Genomic DNA, 19,567 nt, shown 5'->3' with positions numbered 1-19,567 from the left:
CCCCAGGTCCCGTTGGTTGCGACGCTGATTATAGCGGAAGACCGTGCGATCCGCGCATCTGCAACAGGAAAGGTTTCCCCGCACGTGGCGGGGAAACCGTTTGATTGCCAGACGGCCAGTTAGCCCAGAACGCGGTCGCGCTGCGCGGTGTAGACGCCCGAAGACATGTTCAGCCACGACGACGAGGCTTTCATCGATGCCATCGCGCTGTCGTGGATCTTCTTGAACAGCTCGTCGCTCATGTTCTCGGCCAGAACTTCCTGGCTGGCTTGTCCGAAGGCATCCCAGACACTGTCGGGGAATTCCATGACCTTTACGCCACCGGCCTGCAGACGCTGCAGCGCCGCGCCGTTGTTGGCCAGGAACTGTGCCAGGTTCCACTGGTGCGCTTCGCCGGCAGCGATCTCGATGATCTTCTGGTGCGCCGGCGAGAGGCTTTCGAACACGTCGCGGTTGGTGGCCAGCGACAGGCCTGCGCCCGGCTCGTGGAAACCGGCGGTGTAGTAGATCTTGGTGATCTCCTGAAAACCGGCCTTTTCGTCGGCCCAGGGACCGATCCACTCGGTGCCGTCGATGGCACCCGAGGACAGTGCCTGGTACACTTCCGAACCCGGAATATTCTGAACCGATGCGCCCAGTTTGCCCAGAGCCTTGCCGCCCAGACCCGGCATACGGAACTTCAGGCCGTTGAAGTCTTCGGGGCTGTTGATCTCTTTCGAGTACCAGCCGCCGGCCTGCGCACCGGTGTTGCCTGCCAGGAACGATTTCAGGCCGAAGATCTGGCCCAGTTCGTCATGCAGCTCCATGCCGCCATCGAAATAGTACCAGTTCACCAGTTCCTGCGCGGTCATTCCGAACGGAACGGCGGTGAAGAACGCATAGCCCGGGTGCTGACCGACAAAGTAATAGTCAGCGGCGTGATACATGTCAGCCTGACCCGACGAGACCGCGTCGAACACTTCGAACGCGCCCACCAGTTCGCCCGCGGCCTTGATGTCAACGGTTAGGTTGCCGTCGGACATTGCGGTGATGCTGTCGGCGCAACGCTGCGCGCTGTCGAACACGCCAGCCAGACCGCGGCCCCACGAGGTAACCATGGTCAGCGTGCGCTTGCCCTGCGCATAGGCGGGTGCCGCCAGTGCGGTTGCCGCTGCGGCCGAGCCGCCCAGTGCCGAAGTCTTTAGAAACTTACGACGATCCATAAGAGTAATCCTCCCCTTCATAGTCACGACTCGGGCAGCGCCCGAGCCAGTCGTTTACGGTAGCGTCACCCTAATGAAGGCCGTTTGAAAAGGAATACCTATTACTACGTAGATCAGATGGTTTTTTCTGCGGAACGCGCAATTGAGGGGCTCATTTTTTCCCGCAAACCGCGAGTCCTGGGCGTTTCGAGCGCCGGAATGCCCAATCTCTTTGCAATTTCACCCCCGCTTGCGTATCGATTCGACCATGGGGAAACTCCGCGCTCTGCTTTCACTGACCTACGCTCAGAAGCTGTCGCTGGTGGCGGCCATTCCGCTGGTCGTGGCCGTGGCCGCGATCGCGGTCATGGTGGCCTACGAATCCCGCGCGACGGCTGAACGCGAGATCAAGGCGTTGGAGCGTCGGCTGATCGAGGCCAAGAAGGAAGAGCTGCGCAATTACGTGACACAGGCCCGAAACGGGTTCGCTTATATCTACGGACGCGCGTCTCCGGATGACAAGGTCGCCCAGAATCTGGTGACCCAGATCCTGTCGGCGATGATCTACGGAAAGGACGGGTTCTTTTTCGTATACGATTATGACGGCAACAACCTTGTCAGCCCGCGCCAGACCGAGTTCATCAATCAGAACTGGGAAGGCCTGACGGACAGCGAGGGTGTTCCGGTCGTCGACGAGTTCATCCGCCTAGCCCGGCAAGGTGCCGGATGGCACAATTTCATGTGGCAGAAGCCCTCGACCGGGGAAGAGGCGATGATGATCGCCTATGTCGTCGGCCTGCAGGATTGGCGCTGGGCCGTGGGCACCGGTGTATTCATCGACGACATCGTCGCAACCGTTGCAAATGCCCGCGCCGAGGTCGAAGCGCGCGTACAACGCACGTTCCTGTATATCGGCGGAATCGTTCTGGCGGCGGTTCTGATCGTCTTCGCCTCGGGGATGCTGTTGAACATCCGCGAACGCCGGCTTGCGGATGCCAAGCTGAAGGAACTGACCAAGCGGGTCATCGACGCGCAGGAGGAAGAGCGCGGCCGCGTGGCGCGTGAACTGCATGACGGGATCAGCCAGATCCTGGTCGGGGTGCGCTATGCGCTGGACAATGCCCGGCGGCGCCTGTCCAAGGGCGATCATGACGGCGCACGTGCGCCGCTGGACAAGGGCATCGACAACCTGGGCACCGCGATTACCGAAGTGCGTCGCATCAGTCGCGACCTGCGGCCCGGCGTATTGGATGACTTGGGCCTTGGCCCGGCCCTGAAGGCGCTGACCGATGATTTCCGCGAACGGACCGGGATCGAGACCGAGTTCTCGACCGTCGTGTTCCGCAATCGTCTGGACCAGGACAGCAAGATCGCCCTCTACCGTATCGCGCAAGAGGCGCTGACGAATATCGAACGCCATTCTGGCGCAACCCGCGTCACGATCGACCTGCGCGGCCACAAGAAGGGCGCGACCATGCGCATCACCGACAACGGCCGTGGCCTTCGGTCACGACCGGGCCGGGTCAGCACCGGGATCGGGCTGCGCAACATGCAAGAGCGCATAGAACAGCTTGACGGATCCCTGCGTATCCTGTCATCACGCGGCGCACAAAGTGGTACAGTGATCGAAGTCAGCCTGCCGCTGAGCCACCTGTTGCCGCCGCAGGAAGACGCGACACCCAAAGGAAAGGCCGGTTCCTGATGACCGAAACGATCCGAGTCCTTATCGTCGACGATCACCCCATGGTCGCCGAGGGCATCCAGTCGATCCTCGAGAGTTTTGACAACATCAAGGTCGTCGGCACGTTGGGCAATGGCCGAGACGCGGTGGATCAGGCCGCGCGCCTGCAGCCCGATGTCATCCTGATGGATCTGAACATGCCGGGGCTCGGGGGGCTCAGCGCCACGGAGCTGATCCTCGAACGGCTGCCCGACACCCGCATCCTCATTCTGTCGATGCATGACAGCCCGGAATACATCTCGACCGCATTGAGCCACGGGGCCAAGGGCTATGTTCTCAAGGATGTGCCGACGGACGAAATCAAGCAGGCCATAGACGCGGTCATGCGTGGAGAGCGCTATTTGTGCACCGGGGCGATCGGATCGCTGGAACCGAAAGAGGATGCGGCGCGCGAAGCACTCACCGGACGCGAGCAGACGATCCTTCTGGAATTGGCGCAGGGCAAGTCGAACAAGGAAGTCGCGCTGGCGCTGGATATTTCGGTTCGCACGGTCGAAACCCATCGCAAAAACATCAAGCGCAAGCTGGGCATCTCATCGACTGCCGGCCTGACCCGATACGCGCTGGAACATGGCGTTCTGCAAGGAACCGGCGTGGCCTTCTGACGGCCGCGCCATCAGCGCAGCTTCCGCGCTTCAACGGATTCCTTCGCCGAAAAAGATCAGCGTGCCGTCCTCATCCAGAACGTGAAACTCTCGCTGTTGATATGGCTGATCGAATGGCGCACGAACCCGCCCTTCGGGGAGGTCCTCGAGTTTGGGACGCAGGCTTTCGTACAAGTCGTCTATATCCTCGACATCAACATAGAAGGATTGCTCGTGGCCCAGCGGCAGGCCATCCGCGCGCGGCGGGCATTCCAGCAGGCGAATTGCAACCGGGCCAAGCCTGAGAAAAGCATAGTTGTCTTGCGTGAACCCACACGCGAAACCCAGACGATCGCAGTAGAATGCAATTTGCCGGCTCAGCGAGGAACACAGGACAAAGGGGGTCAGCTGAACAATACGTGGCACCTTGCACTCCCTGGCAGGATCTGACTGCTCCACCCTATCACGGGTCAGTCCAGAAGCTCATCGTTTCGCACCCCCTCCCTGTCGCGATGACACGGCAGCACACGGCCGTAGAGCTGCCGTGTACGCTCGACCCCGCCACACATGCCTTCGGCCTCGACAAAGGAGAATATCCCCACGTAGCGCGGCCGTGCACCCGACACTGGCGCCACGCGATGCAAGGAATAGCGCCCCCGAAAGATCTGCAGATCACCGGGATTGAGCTCCAACTGGCGTACCATTCCCATATTGCCGTCTAGAACCGAGGCCACCTTGTCAAAGTTCTCCTCCTCAGCGGTGCGCAGGTTCGGCGCGTATTCAAAGGCGCCGCCTTGCTCGCCATTCTGGATCGCCAGAGTAACCGTGTAGTTGTTAGTGTCGAAATGCCACGGAAAGCCCTGCCCCTCTTCGACCACGTTGATGATCACATCCGCCAATGGATCATCGTAGCGAAAGAACCGATCCGCGGGTTCATTCAGCGCTTCGCGTATGAAGGGCAGAAATCCTTCGAACTCGTAGATTCTGCGCAGGGGACCGGTAGACGGGAAATTGTCGGCCGGAACAAAGGCGTTCGACCGGTCATAGAACCGACGGATCGGGTGGGCGATACCAAAGCGGGGATCGTCCTTGGTGAAATAGGCGTTGGTCCGGTTGAAACTGCGATGCGCACTCGGCGCGACGGCTTCGGCTTCGGTCAACAACTGACCCAACCCGTCTTCGTGGACAAATCCGGGTAAAACTGCGCAACCATCTTTGTCGAGGTCACGACGAATGTCATCGATCAACCGATCATAGGCCGCCGAATTCGGACGATCTATCGGATAGCGCCCGAGGTCCACCAGATCCATCAGCATGCCGTCCTCCCTGACTTGTTCGCAGCCCCAGCCTGACCCAGCCCGGACCCCGCATCATGCCCGTTTCAGACATCGCTCTGACGCATTCTGACCTCGACCACCGCTCGGAACTCGGCAAAACTCGGCCAGTATTTCCGGAAATTTCCCCACATGCGGCAATCTGCGCAACAAAATGTCGCAAAATTCGACACCAGAGTCAGGAAATTGGCCAGATTGCCTGTTGACGCCCCTTCGCGCCGCCCATAATGTCTGCCCCACGCAAAAAGGAGCCTCTGGCGATGAGAACGCTAGTCGTAATCGTAGGAACCACGCGCATGGGCCGGTAACGGTAAACCATAATCGAACCCATGCGCCTCCGAAACTTCGGGGGCTTTTTTTTGTCAAACGCAAGACACATGTCGCGAACGGAGCAAAGCAGATGACACGTGAGATGACCGGCGCAAAGATGGTGGTCCAGGCCCTCAAGGATCAGGGCGTGGACACGGTATTCGGATACCCCGGCGGCGCCGTGCTACCGATCTATGACGAGATCTTTCTGCAAAATGACATCCGTCACATCCTGGTGCGGCATGAACAGGGCGCGATACATGCCGCCGAGGGCTATGCCCGTTCAACCGGCAAACCCGGTGTCGCACTGGTGACCTCGGGGCCCGGCGCGACCAACGCGGTAACCGGCCTGACCGACGCGCTTCTGGATTCGATCCCGATCGTGGTTCTGACCGGTCAGGTGCCGACGTTCATGATCGGCTCGGATGCGTTCCAAGAGGCAGACACGGTGGGCATCACCCGGCCCTGCACCAAGCACAATTGGCTGGTCAAAGACACCAACTCGTTGGCGGAAACCATGCACGAGGCGTTTCATGTCGCCACCGCGGGCCGTCCCGGTCCTGTGTTGATCGACATCCCCAAAGACGTTCAGTTTGCCACCGGCAAATACAACGCGCCGAAACCATCGACCTCGCATTATCAACCGGCGCTCAAGGGCGACATCGAAGAGATCACCGAACTGGTCGCCGCCATCGAAACCGCCAAGCGGCCCGTGTTCTACACCGGCGGCGGCGTGATCAACTCAGGCCCCGCTGCCAGCCAACTGCTGCGCGAGCTGGTCGACGCGACCGGGTTCCCCATCACCTCGACCCTGATGGGCCTGGGCGCCTATCCGGCATCGGGCAAGAACTGGGTCGGGATGCTGGGCATGCACGGTCTGTACGAGGCGAACATGGCCATGCATGACTGTGATCTGATGATCAATGTCGGCGCCAGGTTCGACGATCGGATCACGGGGCGTATCGACGCCTTCTCGCCCAAGTCGAAAAAGGCGCATATCGACATCGACCCGTCCTCGATCAACAAGGTGATCCGGGTGGACATCCCCATCGTGGGGGACGTGGCGCATGTTCTGGAAGACGTGCTGAAGGTCTGGAAGGCGCGTGGTCGCAAAACCAACACCGAAGCGATCGCCAAGTGGCAGGCCCAGATCTCGGACTGGCGCAAGGTCAACTGCCTTGCCTACACCAACAGCGAAAAGGCGATAAAACCCCAATACGCGCTGGAACGGCTCGAGGCGCTGACCAAGGACCACGATCGCTATGTCTGTACCGAGGTGGGCCAGCACCAGATGTGGGCCGCGCAATTCCTTGGGTTCGAAGACCCCAACCGCTGGATGACCTCGGGCGGGCTGGGCACCATGGGCTATGGCTTCCCGGCTTCGATCGGGGTGCAGATGGCACACCCGGACGCGCTGGTGATCAACGTCGCGGGCGAGGCCAGTTGGCTGATGAACATGCAGGAGATGGGCACCGCCGTCCAATACCGCCTGCCGGTGAAACAGTTTATCCTGAACAACGAACGCCTGGGCATGGTGCGCCAGTGGCAGGAACTGCTGCACGGCGAACGCTACTCGCATTCGTGGTCCGAGGCCCTGCCCGATTTCGTCAAGCTGGCCGAGGCCTTCGGGGCCAAGGGGATCATCTGCAAAGACCCCGCCGATCTGGATGACGCGATCATGGAGATGATCAATTACGACGGTCCGGTGATCTTTGACTGTCTGGTGGAAAAGCACGAGAACTGCTTCCCCATGATCCCGTCGGGCAAGGCCCATAACGAGATGCTGCTGGGCGAGGCCGAAACGAAGGGTGTCATTCAGGCTGGCGGCGCGGTGCTGGTTTGATATTGCTTGCGGACACAGGGCCACGCTGTCGGCCCTGATGGACGCTCACAGGACAGGACGGAACATGCCCGGCATCCCCACTCAGACATCTCCACGCGAGAACCTGCAGATTTTTGCGGGGCGTCGCGGCTGGCAGTTGGGCATTCTTGTCCCTGCGCTGGTGCTTGGGGTCTTTGTCATCTGGCTCGGCCTCAGCTGGAGCGAGATCGCGGCCAATGGCACCGCCGGCTTTCCGATCGACTTTCGGGTCTTCTGGGCCGCCGGACGTCTGGCCCATCTGGGTGAGCCTCTGTCGGCCTTCAGTGTCGACAGCCTGACCGCCATGCACAACGTCATCAAGGAAGATGACTGGATGCCCTGGTCTTACCCGCCGGCGTTTCTTGCAACGCTGCAACCCTTGGGCGCCCTTCCCTTCCCCATTGCCTGGCTGGCCTTCTCGATCGCGTCGATCGTCGCGATGATATTTGCCGCCCGGCCGTTCGCGGAAGGCATCACACCGGTCTGGTTCGCATTTGCGCTGCCGCCCGCGATATTGCCGACCCTGTTCATGGGGCAGACCGCAGCCCTGTGGATGGCCGGTTTGCTGGCGGCACTTGCAGCGCTCAAGAACCAACGTTTGGTTCTTGCCGGCTTTTTTATCGGCCTTCTGACGCTCAAACCTCAGCTGGGCATCCTGATTCCCTTTGCTTTGCTGGCGTGCCGGGCGTGGCCGACCATCATTTCGGCCGGCGTCACGACCCTGGTCATCTCGGGGTTGGCGACTGCGCTCTACGGTCCGGAATACTGGCTGGAAATGCGCAACATGATGGCGGTCCACTTTTCGGTGGTGCGTGAAACCATCGTCGAAAACAATCTGATGCTTAGCCCCTATTCGACGCTCGCCAGCTTCGGGCTGCCCGAGCCTGTCGCCTTGGCCGTTCAGTGGACGATCACAGCCTGCGCGGCCATCATGGTCACGATCACATGGCGCAGCCCCCGGATCGGTTTTGACCTGCGTGCCGCGGTGCTGGCGCTGGCGGTCATGCTGTCCACCCCATACCTGTGGTTCTACGAATCTGCTCTGATCTCCGCTGCGGGACTATTCCTCTTGCGCGCAGGTGTATTGACGAACAGCCCATGGGGCCTGGCGCTGGCCGGAGCGATGTGGCTGGGTGCCGCCCCCGCTTTCTTCGCCTTTCTGTTCCGCGGCGAGGTCGACATCTCGATCCGCCTGCTTTTTGCACCGCTTTTGTATCTTTCCTGTCTGGTTTGCATCGGTGCCGTTGTTCAACGGCTGCGGGCGCCAGACAATTCCTCTGCCAACGATGAGGTCTTCCAATGACTGCACTCAAGATCCGAAAAGGTTCCACCCGCCACTCGGCCTACAACCTGCGCCCGACCTTCTCGGACGTGCAGGAACGCCACACGATCGCTGTTCTGGTCGAAAACGAACCGGGGGTTCTAGCCCGGGTCATCGGGCTGTTCTCGGGGCGCGGCTACAACATCGAAAGCCTGACCGTGGCCGAGGTCGACCACACCGGACACCTCAGCCGCATCACGATCGTCACCACCGGTACACCGCAGGTGATCGAACAGATCAAGGCTCAGCTGGGCCGCATTGTCCCGGTGCATGACGTGCATGACCTGACTGTCGAAGGCCCTTCGGTCGAACGGGAACTGGCGATCATCAAGGTCGTCGGCGAAGGCGACAAGCGGGTCGAGGCGTTGCGCCTTGCCGACATTTTCCGGGCCAATGTCGTGGACAGCACGTTGAATTCGTTCATCTTCGAAATCACCGGCGCGCCGGACAAGATCGATGCATTTGCCGATCTGATGCGCCCGCTGGGCTCTGTCGAGGTTGCACGGACAGGCGTCGCGGCCCTGCTGCGCGGCAACTGATTTTTCGCGAACCCATCAAAACGCCGCGTCGCGCAGATCGACGGGGCGTTTTGCGTTTTCGGATCGAATTCCGCGGGTGCGTAACTGAGCACTGATAGGAAAAAGACCATACAAATAGGCTTAATGCCTATTGCGTTCGCGCCTGAGCGCGTTACGCTTGGACCAGAACAAGCAAACTGCGTGTTCCATGGGGTCAATTTTACGATTTCTTGACTGGCGACCGGCCTTTCTGGCCGCTCCGGTCGTGTTTCCCGAACCGTTGCAAACCAGAGTGAGACATGGCCGTAGACACTCGCACGCCCGCCGAGCTGCGCAGCATGCTGGGGGCGAATCTCAGGCAACTTGCCGACCGCTATCCTTCGGTCGCCGAACTGTGCAGACAGCTGGGTGTCAACCGCACGCAGTTCAACCGGTATCTTTCTGGCGAGAGTTTTCCACGCCCGGACGTTCTGGACCGGATCTGCCGGTTCTTTGACGTGGACGCCCGCATTCTGCTGAAACCGCTTGAGGAAATCCCCGCGCCCCGGCGCTGTGACCTGCCCGAAAGCGTGGTCCAGTTCCTTCGGCCCGGACTGGCAGCCTTGACCGAGGACACGTTTCCAAGCGGCGTCTATCTTGTGACGCAACATGGCGGCGAAGCCGATCCACGCGCCCATCATTGGCTGGTTCAAACCCGGCACCTGCATCAGTGTGCTGTCCTGCGCGGCTTCCTGCCGCCGGCCATGGCCGGTACGCGTTCCGCCACGGGCCGTGAACTTCGTGGCTTCGCCGCCTGCGCCGGACCCAATATCTACGCAGTCTTGTCGCGCGAGGCTGGTCGTGACAGCAAGACGATGGTGATCCGCAAGGACATGACCGATGGCAACGGCGTCTGGATCGGTTCGTGCATGGAGCACTCTGCGGCTACTCCGCACATCTACAGATTGGAAATCCGCCATCTGGGCCACGATTTCCGGGCAACGCTGGAGGCAGCAAGACTGGCGCGCCGGACATAGGAAACCGCCCAAACTCCCGTGCATGTCGTTGTGAGAAAAGCCGGAGTCGCAGAAGTGTAAGCGAGGGCTGGCCCCGGATGCCTAGGCTGGTGGAGAAGCGAGGAGAACCAGATGGCCAGCACCCCAACCGAACTGTCGGCTGTTCGTCAGAGCATTGAAACCGCTCTGGGCCTGCCCAACGCACATTATACGGACCCTGCCCTGCACGCCGAAGAAACTCGCGCCCTGCTGCTGGATGGCTGGGCCGGTCTCGCGGTCACCGCCGATGTCCCCGAGCCCGGTGACGCGGTTCCGCTGGAGTTCATGGGTATTCCGCTCCTGTTGCTGCGTGACCGTTCCGGTACGGTCCGTGTGTTTCAGAATATCTGCCGTCACCGCGGCATGATCCTGGTCGGAGAGCCCCGCAAGATCGAAGGCGCCATTCGCTGCCCCTATCACAGCTGGTGCTATTCCACCGAAGGCCGGCTGGTCGCCACGCCGCATGTGGGCGGTCCGGGCCAGAACGCACATGACGCGGTCAGCAAATCGGAACTCGGCCTGATCGAGGTGCGCAGCCATATCTGGCGCGACGTGGTTTGGATCAACGTCTCGGGCGACGCGCCGACGTTCGAGGATGCCAACGCCAGGCTGATCGAGCGTTGGGCCGAGTTCGACAAGCCGCTGTACCACGGCGGCCCGGAAAGTTCCTTTCGGTTGGACGTCAATTGCAACTGGAAGCTGGCGGTCGAGAACTACTGTGAAAGCTATCACCTGCCGTGGGTGCATCCCGGGTTGAACAGTTACTCGCGGCTTGAGGATCACTATCACATCCAGGAGCCCGGCCTTTATTCAGGTCAGGGAACCTTGGTCTATCGGCAACTGAAAACTGAGGACGGTCGGGTTTTTCCCGATTTCGAAGGTCTCAGCGAGAAATGGGACACCGCAGCCGAATACATTGCCGCCTTCCCCAACGTGCTGCTGGGCGTGCACCGGGACCACGCCTTCGCCATCATTCTGCGGCCCGAGGCCCAGAACCGGACCTCGGAGCACATCCACCTGTTCTATTCGGCGCCGGATACCGATGCGGATCTGCGCGCCCGCAATGCCGAGCAGTGGAAAGTGGTCTTTGAAGAGGATGTGTTCGTCGTCGAAGGGATGCAGCGCGGCCGCGCGGCGCCGGGGTTTGACGGCGGTCATTTCTCGCCGGCGATGGACGGGCCGACCCATCTGTTCCACGACTGGGTGGCGCAGTGTCTGATGGCACATCGCACCGAACTGGCCGCTGAATGACCGACCTGCACACCCGCCTTCTGCAGGCGCATGCGGCGGGTGACATCGCGGCTTTGGCTGAATTGTACGAACTGGCCGCCGCAAGCCAGCAGGACGACGACGCCCGGAGCTTTTTTCTGACCCACGCCTATGTCCATGCGCTTGAAGCCAACCTGCCCGGCGCGGGACGTCTGCGTCAGATGCTGGTCGACATGGGCCGCGAAGTGCCCGATTCCTGACCCCGAGAACCTAGGCTTGGGCCGGCTCGGCGACCGGCCCCGCCGCTGCATCGTCTTCGGTGATCTGCCGATACAGGTGCCAGCTGGCATGACCGAACAGAGGCAACACGATCAGCAATCCCAAAAACCAGGGCACCATGGCGACAAAGGTCGTGACCGCAATGAAGGCACCCCAGCCCAACATGACCCGCTTGTTCACGCTGACATAGGCATAGCTTGAGATCATGGCAGTGACGAAGTCGAGTTCCCGGTCCAGCAGCATCGGGATCGACAACACGGTGATCATGTAAAGCAGGATGGCAAAGATCGCGCCTACAGCAGTGCCGACAGCCAGCATGGCCAGACCGTTGGGTGTCAGAAATACCTCAAGCGATGACGACACGTTTGTCATTGTCGACAGCCCCATGAACAGCGCAAAGATCATGTGGCCGAGAAAGAACCAGAACAGAAACATCACGACGATGATCGCGCAGATCGACGGCAACTGACGGCGGCTCTGCTGGATCACGACACCGAAGATGGCGCCATAGTCCAACGGCTCATTCCTCTCGAGCCGGTGCGATACCTCGTACAAACCCACGGCGGCGAACGGCCCGATCAGCGGAAAGCCGATGGCAGCCAGCACCAGCCAGAACGAGGTGCCCGTTTGCACGGTTACCCAGGCCATCAACCACCCGACCAGAACGTAGAAGCCGCCGAACAGCAGGCCAAAGACCGGTGCGCGGCGATAATCCTGCCAGGCGCGATGCAGCGCCGTGCGCAACATGCCGATATCCGCCGGTTTCAGCGTTGGCACTCCGAATGGCTTTTCCATGTTACGTTTCTCCTCCCCTTGCCCTCAGGCCATGGCCGGGCGTTTTTGCGGCCAATGCGTCACGGCGTGATAGGCGGCCCCCAAAGCCAGCAGTTGCGCGTCGCTGCCGCGCGGCCCGAACAATTGCATTCCCATCGGCAGTCCTCCGGGGCCGAACCCCGCCGGTATCGAAAGGCAGGGCAGACCTATCAGGCTGACCGGCGTGACCACCTGCATCCAGCGATGATAGGTGTCCATCGCGACCCCACCAATACTGCGCGGATACGGCTGATCCACAGGGAACGGCCACACCTGAGCTGCCGGCAACACCAGCGCATCATACTCGGCAAACAGTTCGACCGCCCGACGGCACCAATCCGAACGGGTGACGCTGGCTGCATGGACCTCCATCGCCGTCAGGGCCAGACCCCGCTCCAGCTCCCATTGCGCGGTGTCCTTCAGGGCGTCTTTTCGGTCGGCCAAGGGCAGCAGACTTGCTGCTACGCTCCACGACCGCAGGGTGATCCAGCTGTTCCACAGGCGCTCGGCATCGAAGGGCGGCGGTACGTCCTCGACGGTTGCGCCGAGTCCCTCAAAAATCGCCAACTCGTTGCTGCATTGGGTCAGAATCCCTTCCTCGGTCGGGAATGCGCCGCCCCAATCTCCCAGCCATCCGATCCGCATCCCGTCCAGGCTTTCGACGGACAATGGGGTGACGGGTTCGCAGGGAACGCTCAAAGGCTGCCTCGGATCGGGGCCAGAGATCACATCCAGCAATAGTCCGATATCCTGCGGGCTGCGGGCCATCGGTCCCAAGGTCGAGAGCTGGTGCAGGAACAAATCACCCTGTGGTTCCGAGGGAACCCGGCCCCAGCTGGGCCGGAAACCGTACACGTTGTTCCACGCGGCCGGATTGCGCAGGCTGCCCATCATGTCCGACCCATCCGCCAGCGCGACCATCCCAGTGGCCAAGGCCACCGCTGCGCCACCCGACGACCCACCGCAGGACCGGGCCGGATCGTATGGGTTCCGGGTTGCGCCATAGACCGGATTGAAGGTGTGCGAGCCCAACCCGAACTCCGGTGTGTTCGTCTTTCCGATCAGGATAGCCCCAGCAGCCCGCAACCGTGCTGCGATCAGGTCGTTGACGGCTGGGACGTGATTGCGAAAAACCGGCGACCCCTGGGTCGACGCGATGCCAGCCACATTGACCAGGTCTTTGACGGCAATCGGAAGCCCATGAAGCGGCCCGCGGCCCGACTTGTCGTCGGCGGCCCGGGCTTGTGCCATAAGCACATCCTCGTCCTGCAGCGCGACGATTGCATTGACCTGCCCGTTCACCTGGGCAATCCGGTCGAGCGTCGCGCGCATCAACTCAGCGGCTGACAAATGCCCTGTCGCGAGTTTCTCGAGAAGATCAGCGGCTGAAGTATCACTTAGGTTCATGGGGTTACGTCCGAGCTTTGCTTGCGCTCAGCCTAGCGACCCCATGTGTGCATTTAAACCCGGTGTTTTGGATATATCTTTTCCACGCGGATCAACCGCGCGGCATCAGTCGTCCGACTGCGCCTCGGCCCGGCTTTTGCCCGAGACCTTGAGAGCCAGAGTGGCCGCCATGAATGCATCCAGATCGCCGTCCAGAACCCCTTTGGTGTCCGACGTCTCGTAGCTGGTGCGCAGGTCTTTGACCATCTGATAGGGCTGCAGAACATAGGACCGGATCTGGTTGCCCCAGCCGGCATCGCCCTTGGCTTCGTGCGCGGCGTTGATCTCGGCGTTTCTGCGGTCCAGTTCCATCTGGTACAGGCGCGATTTCAACGCTTTCATGGCGATGTCGCGGTTCTGGTGCTGCGATTTTTCCGAGCTGGTCACCACGATGCCGGTCGGGATGTGGGTGATCCGCACCGCCGAGTCGGTGGTGTTGACGTGCTGACCGCCCGCCCCCGAGGACCGGTAGGTATCGACACGGATATCGGCCGGGTTCACTTCGATCTCGATATTGTCGTCCACCACCGGATAGACCCAGACCGAGCTGAACGACGTGTGCCGCTTGGCCGCCGAGTCATAGGGCGAGATGCGCACCAGCCGGTGCACGCCGCTTTCGGATTTCAGCCAGCCATAGGCGTTGTGGCCCGAGATCTTGTAGGCCGCCGACTTGATCCCCGCCTCTTCGCCCGGGGTTTCCGACTGCAGCTCGACCTTGTAGCCCTTCTTCTCGGCCCAGCGGACATACATCCGCGCCAGCATCGAGGCCCAGTCGCAGCTTTCGGTGCCCCCGGCGCCGGCGTTGATTTCAAGGAAGGTGTCATTGGCGTCGGCCTCACCGTCCAGCAGCGCCTCGAGCTCTTTTTCGGCCGCCTTGTCGCGCAGCTTCTTCAGGGCTTCCTCGGCATCTTTGACGACCTCTTCATCGTCCTCCATCTCGCCCAGTTCGATCAGTTCGATGTTGTCGCTCAGATCGGTCTTGATCGACTCGTAGGTTTCGATGGCATCGACCAGAACCTGCCGTTCGCGCATCAGCTTCTGCGCGTTTTCGGGGTTGTCCCACAGGTTGGGGTCCTCGACACGGGCGTTGAATTCCTCCAGCCGGTGCGGCGCGGTTTCATAGTCCATACGCTGGGCCAACAGCTCCAGCGATTTTTGGATCTCGGCCACGATGTTCTGGATTTCGGCGCGCATGGTCAGGTCCCAACTTGCTCAATCAGGCCTGCGTGATAGCAAGAGGTTCAGGCCACCACAAGATGACCCGAAAGGCAAATGCAGCACGGACCGGAGCAGTTCCTGAAGAAATGGCATCTGGCCGACCCGCGGCTGGTGGCTGATACCGGCGCGGCAAGTGTCTGGCGGGCCAAACGTGATAACGGGTCTAAAGTCGCGCTCAAACTCTATCGCCGCGCCGATCGCGGAAACGAGGCGCCGGGATGCAGCCTGCTGGCCGCCTGGCGCAACCGGGGCGCCGTCGCGATCCTGGCCGAAGACCGTCAAGCGGTCATGATGGAGTGGCTCGAGGGTCCGACCCTGGGCGATCATGCACGGACGGGCAACGTTGCCGACGCCCTGACACTACTGGCTGAAACGGCGCGGAACCTGCATGCTGATCCGATTGTCGAAGTGAGCGGGCTGAGGCCTTTGGAGCAAGTGTTTGCACCGCTTTTCGACGTCGGATTTGCCGATCAATGTACGCGGCCCCTGCAACCCGATATGCGGCGCGCCATAGCTTTGGCTCAGGATTTGCTGCAGACGCAGCCCGTGCATCTCCCCCTGCATGGAGACCTGCACCCCGACAATGTCATCCTGACCTCATCCGGCCCGCGCGTGATCGATGCCAAGGGTTATGTCGGGGATCTGGCGTTCGAACTGGCAAATGCGCTGCGGCACCCAAAAGGCATGCCGGACCTGGTGCGCGAGGTCGGGCAGATTTCCGCGTGTCTGGATCTGTACGCCGCCGCGATGAATGTATCGCGGGCGCGTCTGGCCCGGTGGGCGGCGGCCAAATGCGCCCTGTCCATATTCTGGCGGTCCGGCGGATCGGTCGAGAGTGACCCGGAAGCCGATCTGCTACGCCTGTTTCTAAGCGCTGCAGATCAGTAAAGTCCGCCGCCCTGAAGGTCGCCCTGGCTGGCCTTGGGCCCCACGATGATGGTCTGCCCGGTCGAGGTCTGGACCTGGCGCCCGCCATTGGTCACCTCTTCGAACAACGGCAGATCGGACCCCATCGCAAAACCACCGTCATAGACACGGTCGATGAACCCGTCGACGCCATCACGGAAGTACTCGGCCACCACATAGTCACCCGATGCGTCATCCGGCAGACGGGCACCGCTGAAACGGTCGATCTTGATGAACTGCCCACCCGGCGGCACTTCGAACGGACCGCCGCCGTATTTCTCGACGGCCTTTTCCATAAAGCTCTGGAATACCGGACCGCACAGCGTGCCGCCGTAAGCACCCCGCCCCATCGGGCGCGGGCGGTCGTACCCGATGTAGCACCCGGCGACGATGTTCGAGGTAAAGCCGATAAACCAGGCGTCCTTGGATTCGTTGGTCGTACCGGTCTTTCCAGCCGTCGGAACCGGCAGATTGACCACGCGAGACGCGGTGCCGCGATCGACCACGCCCTTCATCATCGACGTCAGCTGATAGGCCGTGATTGCATCCATCACCTGCTCTCGGTCGGTCACGATCGTGGGTGAGGCATCGGGCTCCAGCCAGCTGGAGTTGCAATCCAGGCACTGCCGGTCATCATGCCGATAGATCGTTTTGCCGAACCGGTCCTGGATCCGGTCGACCAAAGTCGGTTCGACGCGCTCGCCGCCGTTGGCGAACATCGCATATGCCGCCACCATCTTGTAGAGCGTCGTCTCCTCGGCCCCCAGCGCATTGGCCAGGTAGGGACCCATGTTGTCATACACACCGAACCGCTCCGCGTATCCCGCAACCACCGGCATCGAAACCTCTTGCGCCAGCCGGATGGTCATCAGGTTTCGCGACTGCTCGATCCCGGTGCGCAGGGGCGTCGGCCCGTAGAATTTGTTGGTCGAGTTCTTGGGCGTCCAAAGGCCCTGCGGTGTGTTCACTTCGATCGGGGCGTCCACGACGATGGTCGCGGGGCTGTAGCCACTGTCCAGTGCCGCCGCATAGACGAAAGGCTTGAAGGCCGATCCCGGTTGGCGCTGCGCCTGCGTGGCCCGATTGAACACCGAGTCCTGGTACGAGAACCCACCCTGCATCGCCAGAACGCGGCCCGAGTTCACATCCATCGCCACGAAGCCCCCTTGGACCTCGGGAATCTGACGGGCGGACCACTGGCCCTCTTCCCCGGCAACGACCAGGATCACGTCGCCGCGTTTGAAGTTTGCCTTGAAGTCGCCCTGCATCCATTTGATGTCGCTGCGCGGGATGATGCCGTCGGCCGGACCGTTCTCGATCCCCACCGTCAGCTGTTGTTCAGCAACATCCAGCACGACCGCGGGGTACCATTGCGTGGGCAGCACCACGTCGCGCGGGATTTCCATGATCGCCAGAGCTTCGCGCCACTGCGCTTCGTCTGCCAGTTTTTCCTCGGGGATGGTTTCACCCGTGCCGCGCCACTTGCCGCGCGATCGGTCATATTTCTGAAGCGCCTCGCGCAGGGCGCGCGCGGCTTCGACCTGCATCTCCTCGTCAACCGAGGCCCGGACGGTGAAACCACCGGTAAAGAACTCGCCCTCGCCGAAATCCTCGCTCAGCTGGCGGCGGATTTCGTCGGTGAAATAGTCGCGCGGTGGCAGTGCGGTGCGGAAGCTTTCGAAATCACCGTTCTGAACCGAACGCAGAGGTTGCGCCACTTCGGTCTCGTAGGTTGCCTGATCGATGTATCCGTTCTGATACATCTCGCGCAGCACGTAGTTGCGGCGATCCAACAGGCGCTGTTTCTGGCGCACCGGGTGATAGTCCGAAGGCGCCTTGGGCATCGCAGCCAGCGTCGCGGCCTCATGCGGGGCCAGTTCCTGCAAGGTCTTGTTGAAATACGTCTGTGCAGCGGCGGTCACGCCGTAGGAGTTTTGGCCAAGAAAGATCTCGTTGAGATACAGCTCAAGGATCTGTTCCTTGTTCAGCGTTTTTTCCAACCTGGTCGCGAGGATGATTTCCTGAATCTTGCGTTCGACCCGCCGGTCGCCTGACAGCAGGAAGTTCTTCATCACCTGCTGGGTGATGGTCGACGCGCCGCGCAGGGTCTCGCCCTTGGATTGGACCGCCTCGACCCCGGCGGCGATAATCCCGCGCGGGTCGTACCCCTGATGCGAATAGAAGTTCTTGTCTTCCGCCGAGATAAACGCGTGCTTCACGAGGTCCGGGATTTCCTCGGACGGGGTGAACAGGCGGCGCTCCTGCGCGAATTCGTCGATCAGTTGACCCTTGCCCGAATAGATACGGCTGATGGTGGGCGGTTTGTACTGGGCCAGCGACTCGTGGCTGGGCAGGTCGCGGCCATACATCCAGAAGACCGCGCCAATCACCAGCGCGACCATGAAAATACCCAAGGTGACGAGGCTGAAAACCGCCCCGAAAATCGAAAGAATGAACCGGATCACGTTGCTGCCTTTTGTTCGCGGTGACGCCTATATAGTGTCGCTGCACCCAAGGGTCAAAACACACGGGCGCATTCTAGCCACTTTGCGCCGCAGGGTCACTGCCCAATCAAGCCGCGGCGGATCAGATCCTGCTGGCGCCAAGCTTCAAGACCTTGGTGAATTCCTTGCGCCATTCCGATGCGCCACTCGGGATTTACGAGGTTTTTCAGGTCTCTGGGGCTGGAGATGAATCCGATCTCGACCAGAACCGAGGGAATGTCGGCTGCCTTGAGGACGGAAAACGACGCACTGCGGATCGGGCGCCGATTCATGGGGCCGCCCTGCTGCCCCATGCCGTGCGCCAGTGCATGGGCCAAAGCCTCTGAGCGCGGCTGGGTCTCCTGCCGTGCCATGTCCAGCAAAACGTCAGCGATCTGGTCGTCCGAGCCGCTCAGGTCGATACCCGCGATCAGGTCGCTGCGATCGTGCCGTTCGGCCAGTTTCTGGCTGGCCACGTCCGAGGCCTCATCGGAGAGGAAATAGACAGTGGCCCCATGAGCCTGCCCCTCGGACAATGCATCCGCGTGCAACGAAATGAACACATCGGCGCTGGCCCGATGGGCCAGAGAAATGCGGCGTTCGAGCGACACGAAGTGATCGTCCACCCGGGTCATCACGACCTCGTATCCGCCGGCGCGCAGCAAGAGTTCCCGAAGTTCGCGCGCAAACGTGAGCATCAGGGTTTTTTCGTTAACGCCACCCGATTCCGCGCCGGGGTCGATGCCACCATGCCCCGGGTCCAGCATCACGCGCAGCGGTCGTTCGCCATCTCGCGGCACAACCGGGGGCAAGACAGCAGGCGCAGGCAAATCCCAGCCCGGATTGCGCGGCGCACCCGCGCTGGCGGCAAAACTGTCGAAATCCGTACCTTTCAGGTTCAGCGTCAGAACCGCGGCCCCGCTGTCGGGGTCCACGCGCATAGCCGCCGTATCGACGGCCAAGGGCGCCCCCAGATCCAGCACCATCCGGGACCAACCGGGCACATAGGCGCCGAACTGGACCCCGCTGATCCGACGGGTCTGCAACAGCTTGGCCCGGTCAAGCCCGCTCCAGTCGACCTCCTGGAAATCGATCACCATACGGTACGGGTCTCGAAGCGTGAAAACGCGATACGGGACGCCTTGGCTGAGCCCCAGCTCAAGCGTCACCCCCGCCCCCTTGCCGTCTGTGATCCGGCTCTGCTCGGGCAGGACCCGCGCCAAGGCGTTGAAGTCCTGCGCCAAAACGGCTCCGGCCAGCGCCCAAATCAGCGCACATACAAAGAAGATCCTGCTCATGGCCTCAAGTTTTTCCGAGATCGTTTGGCAGG

The 19,567-nt window shown here is 61.4% G+C and carries 17 protein-coding genes; 9 read left to right on the top strand and 8 right to left on the bottom strand.

Features of this window, described 5'->3' with window-relative positions:
• Positions 1-119: 119 nt before the first annotated feature.
• A complete protein-coding gene (locus ACR0BA_RS01860) occupies positions 120-1,202 on the bottom strand; it encodes a TRAP transporter substrate-binding protein (protein ID WP_170338175.1) in 1,083 nt (360 codons plus the stop codon).
• Positions 1,203-1,449: 247 nt separating this feature from the next.
• Here ACR0BA_RS01860 and ACR0BA_RS01855 point away from each other — a divergent pair, with 247 nt between their 5' ends.
• Positions 1,450-2,883: a cache domain-containing protein gene (locus ACR0BA_RS01855; protein WP_480635613.1), complete on the top strand. Its 1,434-nt coding sequence runs from the start codon at positions 1,450-1,452 to the stop codon at positions 2,881-2,883.
• Positions 2,883-3,527: a response regulator transcription factor gene (locus ACR0BA_RS01850; RefSeq protein WP_480726181.1), complete on the top strand. Its 645-nt coding sequence runs from the start codon at positions 2,883-2,885 to the stop codon at positions 3,525-3,527. Before ACR0BA_RS01855 ends, ACR0BA_RS01850 begins: the two co-directional genes overlap by 1 nt.
• Positions 3,528-3,557: 30 nt before the next feature.
• On the opposite strand, the gene ACR0BA_RS01845 is transcribed toward ACR0BA_RS01850, so the two are convergent.
• On the bottom strand, positions 3,558-3,932 hold the full coding sequence (locus tag ACR0BA_RS01845; RefSeq protein ID WP_170338682.1) for a bleomycin resistance protein: 375 nt from the start codon (positions 3,930-3,932) through the stop codon (positions 3,558-3,560).
• Positions 3,933-3,976: 44 nt separating this feature from the next.
• On the bottom strand, positions 3,977-4,822 hold the full coding sequence (locus ACR0BA_RS01840; protein WP_170358840.1) for a HalD/BesD family halogenase: 846 nt from the start codon (positions 4,820-4,822) through the stop codon (positions 3,977-3,979).
• A gap of 418 nt (positions 4,823-5,240) precedes the next feature.
• Between ACR0BA_RS01840 and ACR0BA_RS01835 the strand changes: the two genes are divergently transcribed.
• From ACR0BA_RS01835 to ACR0BA_RS01810, 6 genes are all read left to right on the top strand, one after another.
• Positions 5,241-6,992, top strand: a complete 1,752-nt coding sequence (locus tag ACR0BA_RS01835) for an acetolactate synthase 3 large subunit (protein WP_480726179.1) — start codon at positions 5,241-5,243, stop codon at positions 6,990-6,992.
• 64 nt (positions 6,993-7,056) lie between these two features.
• Positions 7,057-8,313, top strand: coding sequence for a glycosyltransferase family 87 protein (locus tag ACR0BA_RS01830; protein WP_480726177.1), 1,257 nt, complete (start codon positions 7,057-7,059; stop codon positions 8,311-8,313).
• Positions 8,310-8,870, top strand: a complete 561-nt coding sequence (gene ilvN, locus ACR0BA_RS01825) for an acetolactate synthase small subunit (RefSeq protein WP_093962354.1) — start codon at positions 8,310-8,312, stop codon at positions 8,868-8,870. Before ACR0BA_RS01830 ends, ilvN begins: the two co-directional genes overlap by 4 nt.
• A 278-nt stretch (positions 8,871-9,148) precedes the next feature.
• Positions 9,149-9,865, top strand: coding sequence for a helix-turn-helix domain-containing protein (locus ACR0BA_RS01820; protein ID WP_254429924.1), 717 nt, complete (start codon positions 9,149-9,151; stop codon positions 9,863-9,865).
• A 111-nt stretch (positions 9,866-9,976) separates the two neighbouring features.
• Positions 9,977-11,134, top strand: a complete 1,158-nt coding sequence (locus tag ACR0BA_RS01815; RefSeq protein ID WP_480726176.1) for an aromatic ring-hydroxylating oxygenase subunit alpha — start codon at positions 9,977-9,979, stop codon at positions 11,132-11,134.
• A complete protein-coding gene (locus ACR0BA_RS01810; protein ID WP_170580842.1) occupies positions 11,131-11,352 on the top strand; it encodes a hypothetical protein in 222 nt (73 codons plus the stop codon). Before ACR0BA_RS01815 ends, ACR0BA_RS01810 begins: the two co-directional genes overlap by 4 nt.
• A 10-nt stretch (positions 11,353-11,362) precedes the next feature.
• On the opposite strand, the gene ACR0BA_RS01805 is transcribed toward ACR0BA_RS01810, so the two are convergent.
• The 3 genes from ACR0BA_RS01805 to prfB all read right to left on the bottom strand — a co-directional run bounded on the left by ACR0BA_RS01805 (position 11,363) and on the right by prfB (position 14,824).
• Positions 11,363-12,166 (bottom strand): DUF2189 domain-containing protein, encoded by an 804-nt coding sequence (locus ACR0BA_RS01805; protein WP_170338670.1) that lies wholly within the window; start codon positions 12,164-12,166, stop codon positions 11,363-11,365.
• Between the two features lie 24 nt (positions 12,167-12,190).
• The gene (locus ACR0BA_RS01800) at positions 12,191-13,591 is read right to left on the bottom strand and encodes an amidase (protein ID WP_480726174.1); all 1,401 of its coding nucleotides are present in this window, start codon (positions 13,589-13,591) and stop codon (positions 12,191-12,193) included.
• A gap of 105 nt (positions 13,592-13,696) precedes the next feature.
• The gene (gene prfB / locus ACR0BA_RS01795; protein WP_093962359.1) at positions 13,697-14,824 is read right to left on the bottom strand and encodes a peptide chain release factor 2; all 1,128 of its coding nucleotides are present in this window, start codon (positions 14,822-14,824) and stop codon (positions 13,697-13,699) included.
• A gap of 78 nt (positions 14,825-14,902) precedes the next feature.
• On the opposite strand from prfB, the gene ACR0BA_RS01790 reads away from it, so the two are divergent.
• The gene (locus ACR0BA_RS01790; protein ID WP_480726172.1) at positions 14,903-15,736 is read left to right on the top strand and encodes an aminoglycoside phosphotransferase family protein; all 834 of its coding nucleotides are present in this window, start codon (positions 14,903-14,905) and stop codon (positions 15,734-15,736) included.
• Here ACR0BA_RS01790 and ACR0BA_RS01785 read toward each other — a convergent pair.
• Together ACR0BA_RS01785 and ACR0BA_RS01780 are read right to left on the bottom strand one after the other, a co-directional pair.
• Complete coding sequence (locus ACR0BA_RS01785) at positions 15,730-18,219, bottom strand: penicillin-binding protein 1A (protein ID WP_480726171.1); 2,490 nt, start codon at positions 18,217-18,219, stop codon at positions 15,730-15,732. The genes ACR0BA_RS01790 and ACR0BA_RS01785 overlap by 7 nt on opposite strands.
• A 95-nt stretch (positions 18,220-18,314) precedes the next feature.
• Entirely contained in the window at positions 18,315-19,535 is a 1,221-nt protein-coding gene (locus ACR0BA_RS01780) for an N-acetylmuramoyl-L-alanine amidase (protein ID WP_480726169.1), read from the bottom strand.
• Between the last annotated feature and the right edge of the window lie 32 nt (positions 19,536-19,567).

The sequence above is a fragment of the Ruegeria sp. CI5 genome, assembly GCF_056536885.1.
Note: the sequence above shows the minus strand (reverse complement) of the source record. Positions and strands in the feature narration are given on the sequence as shown.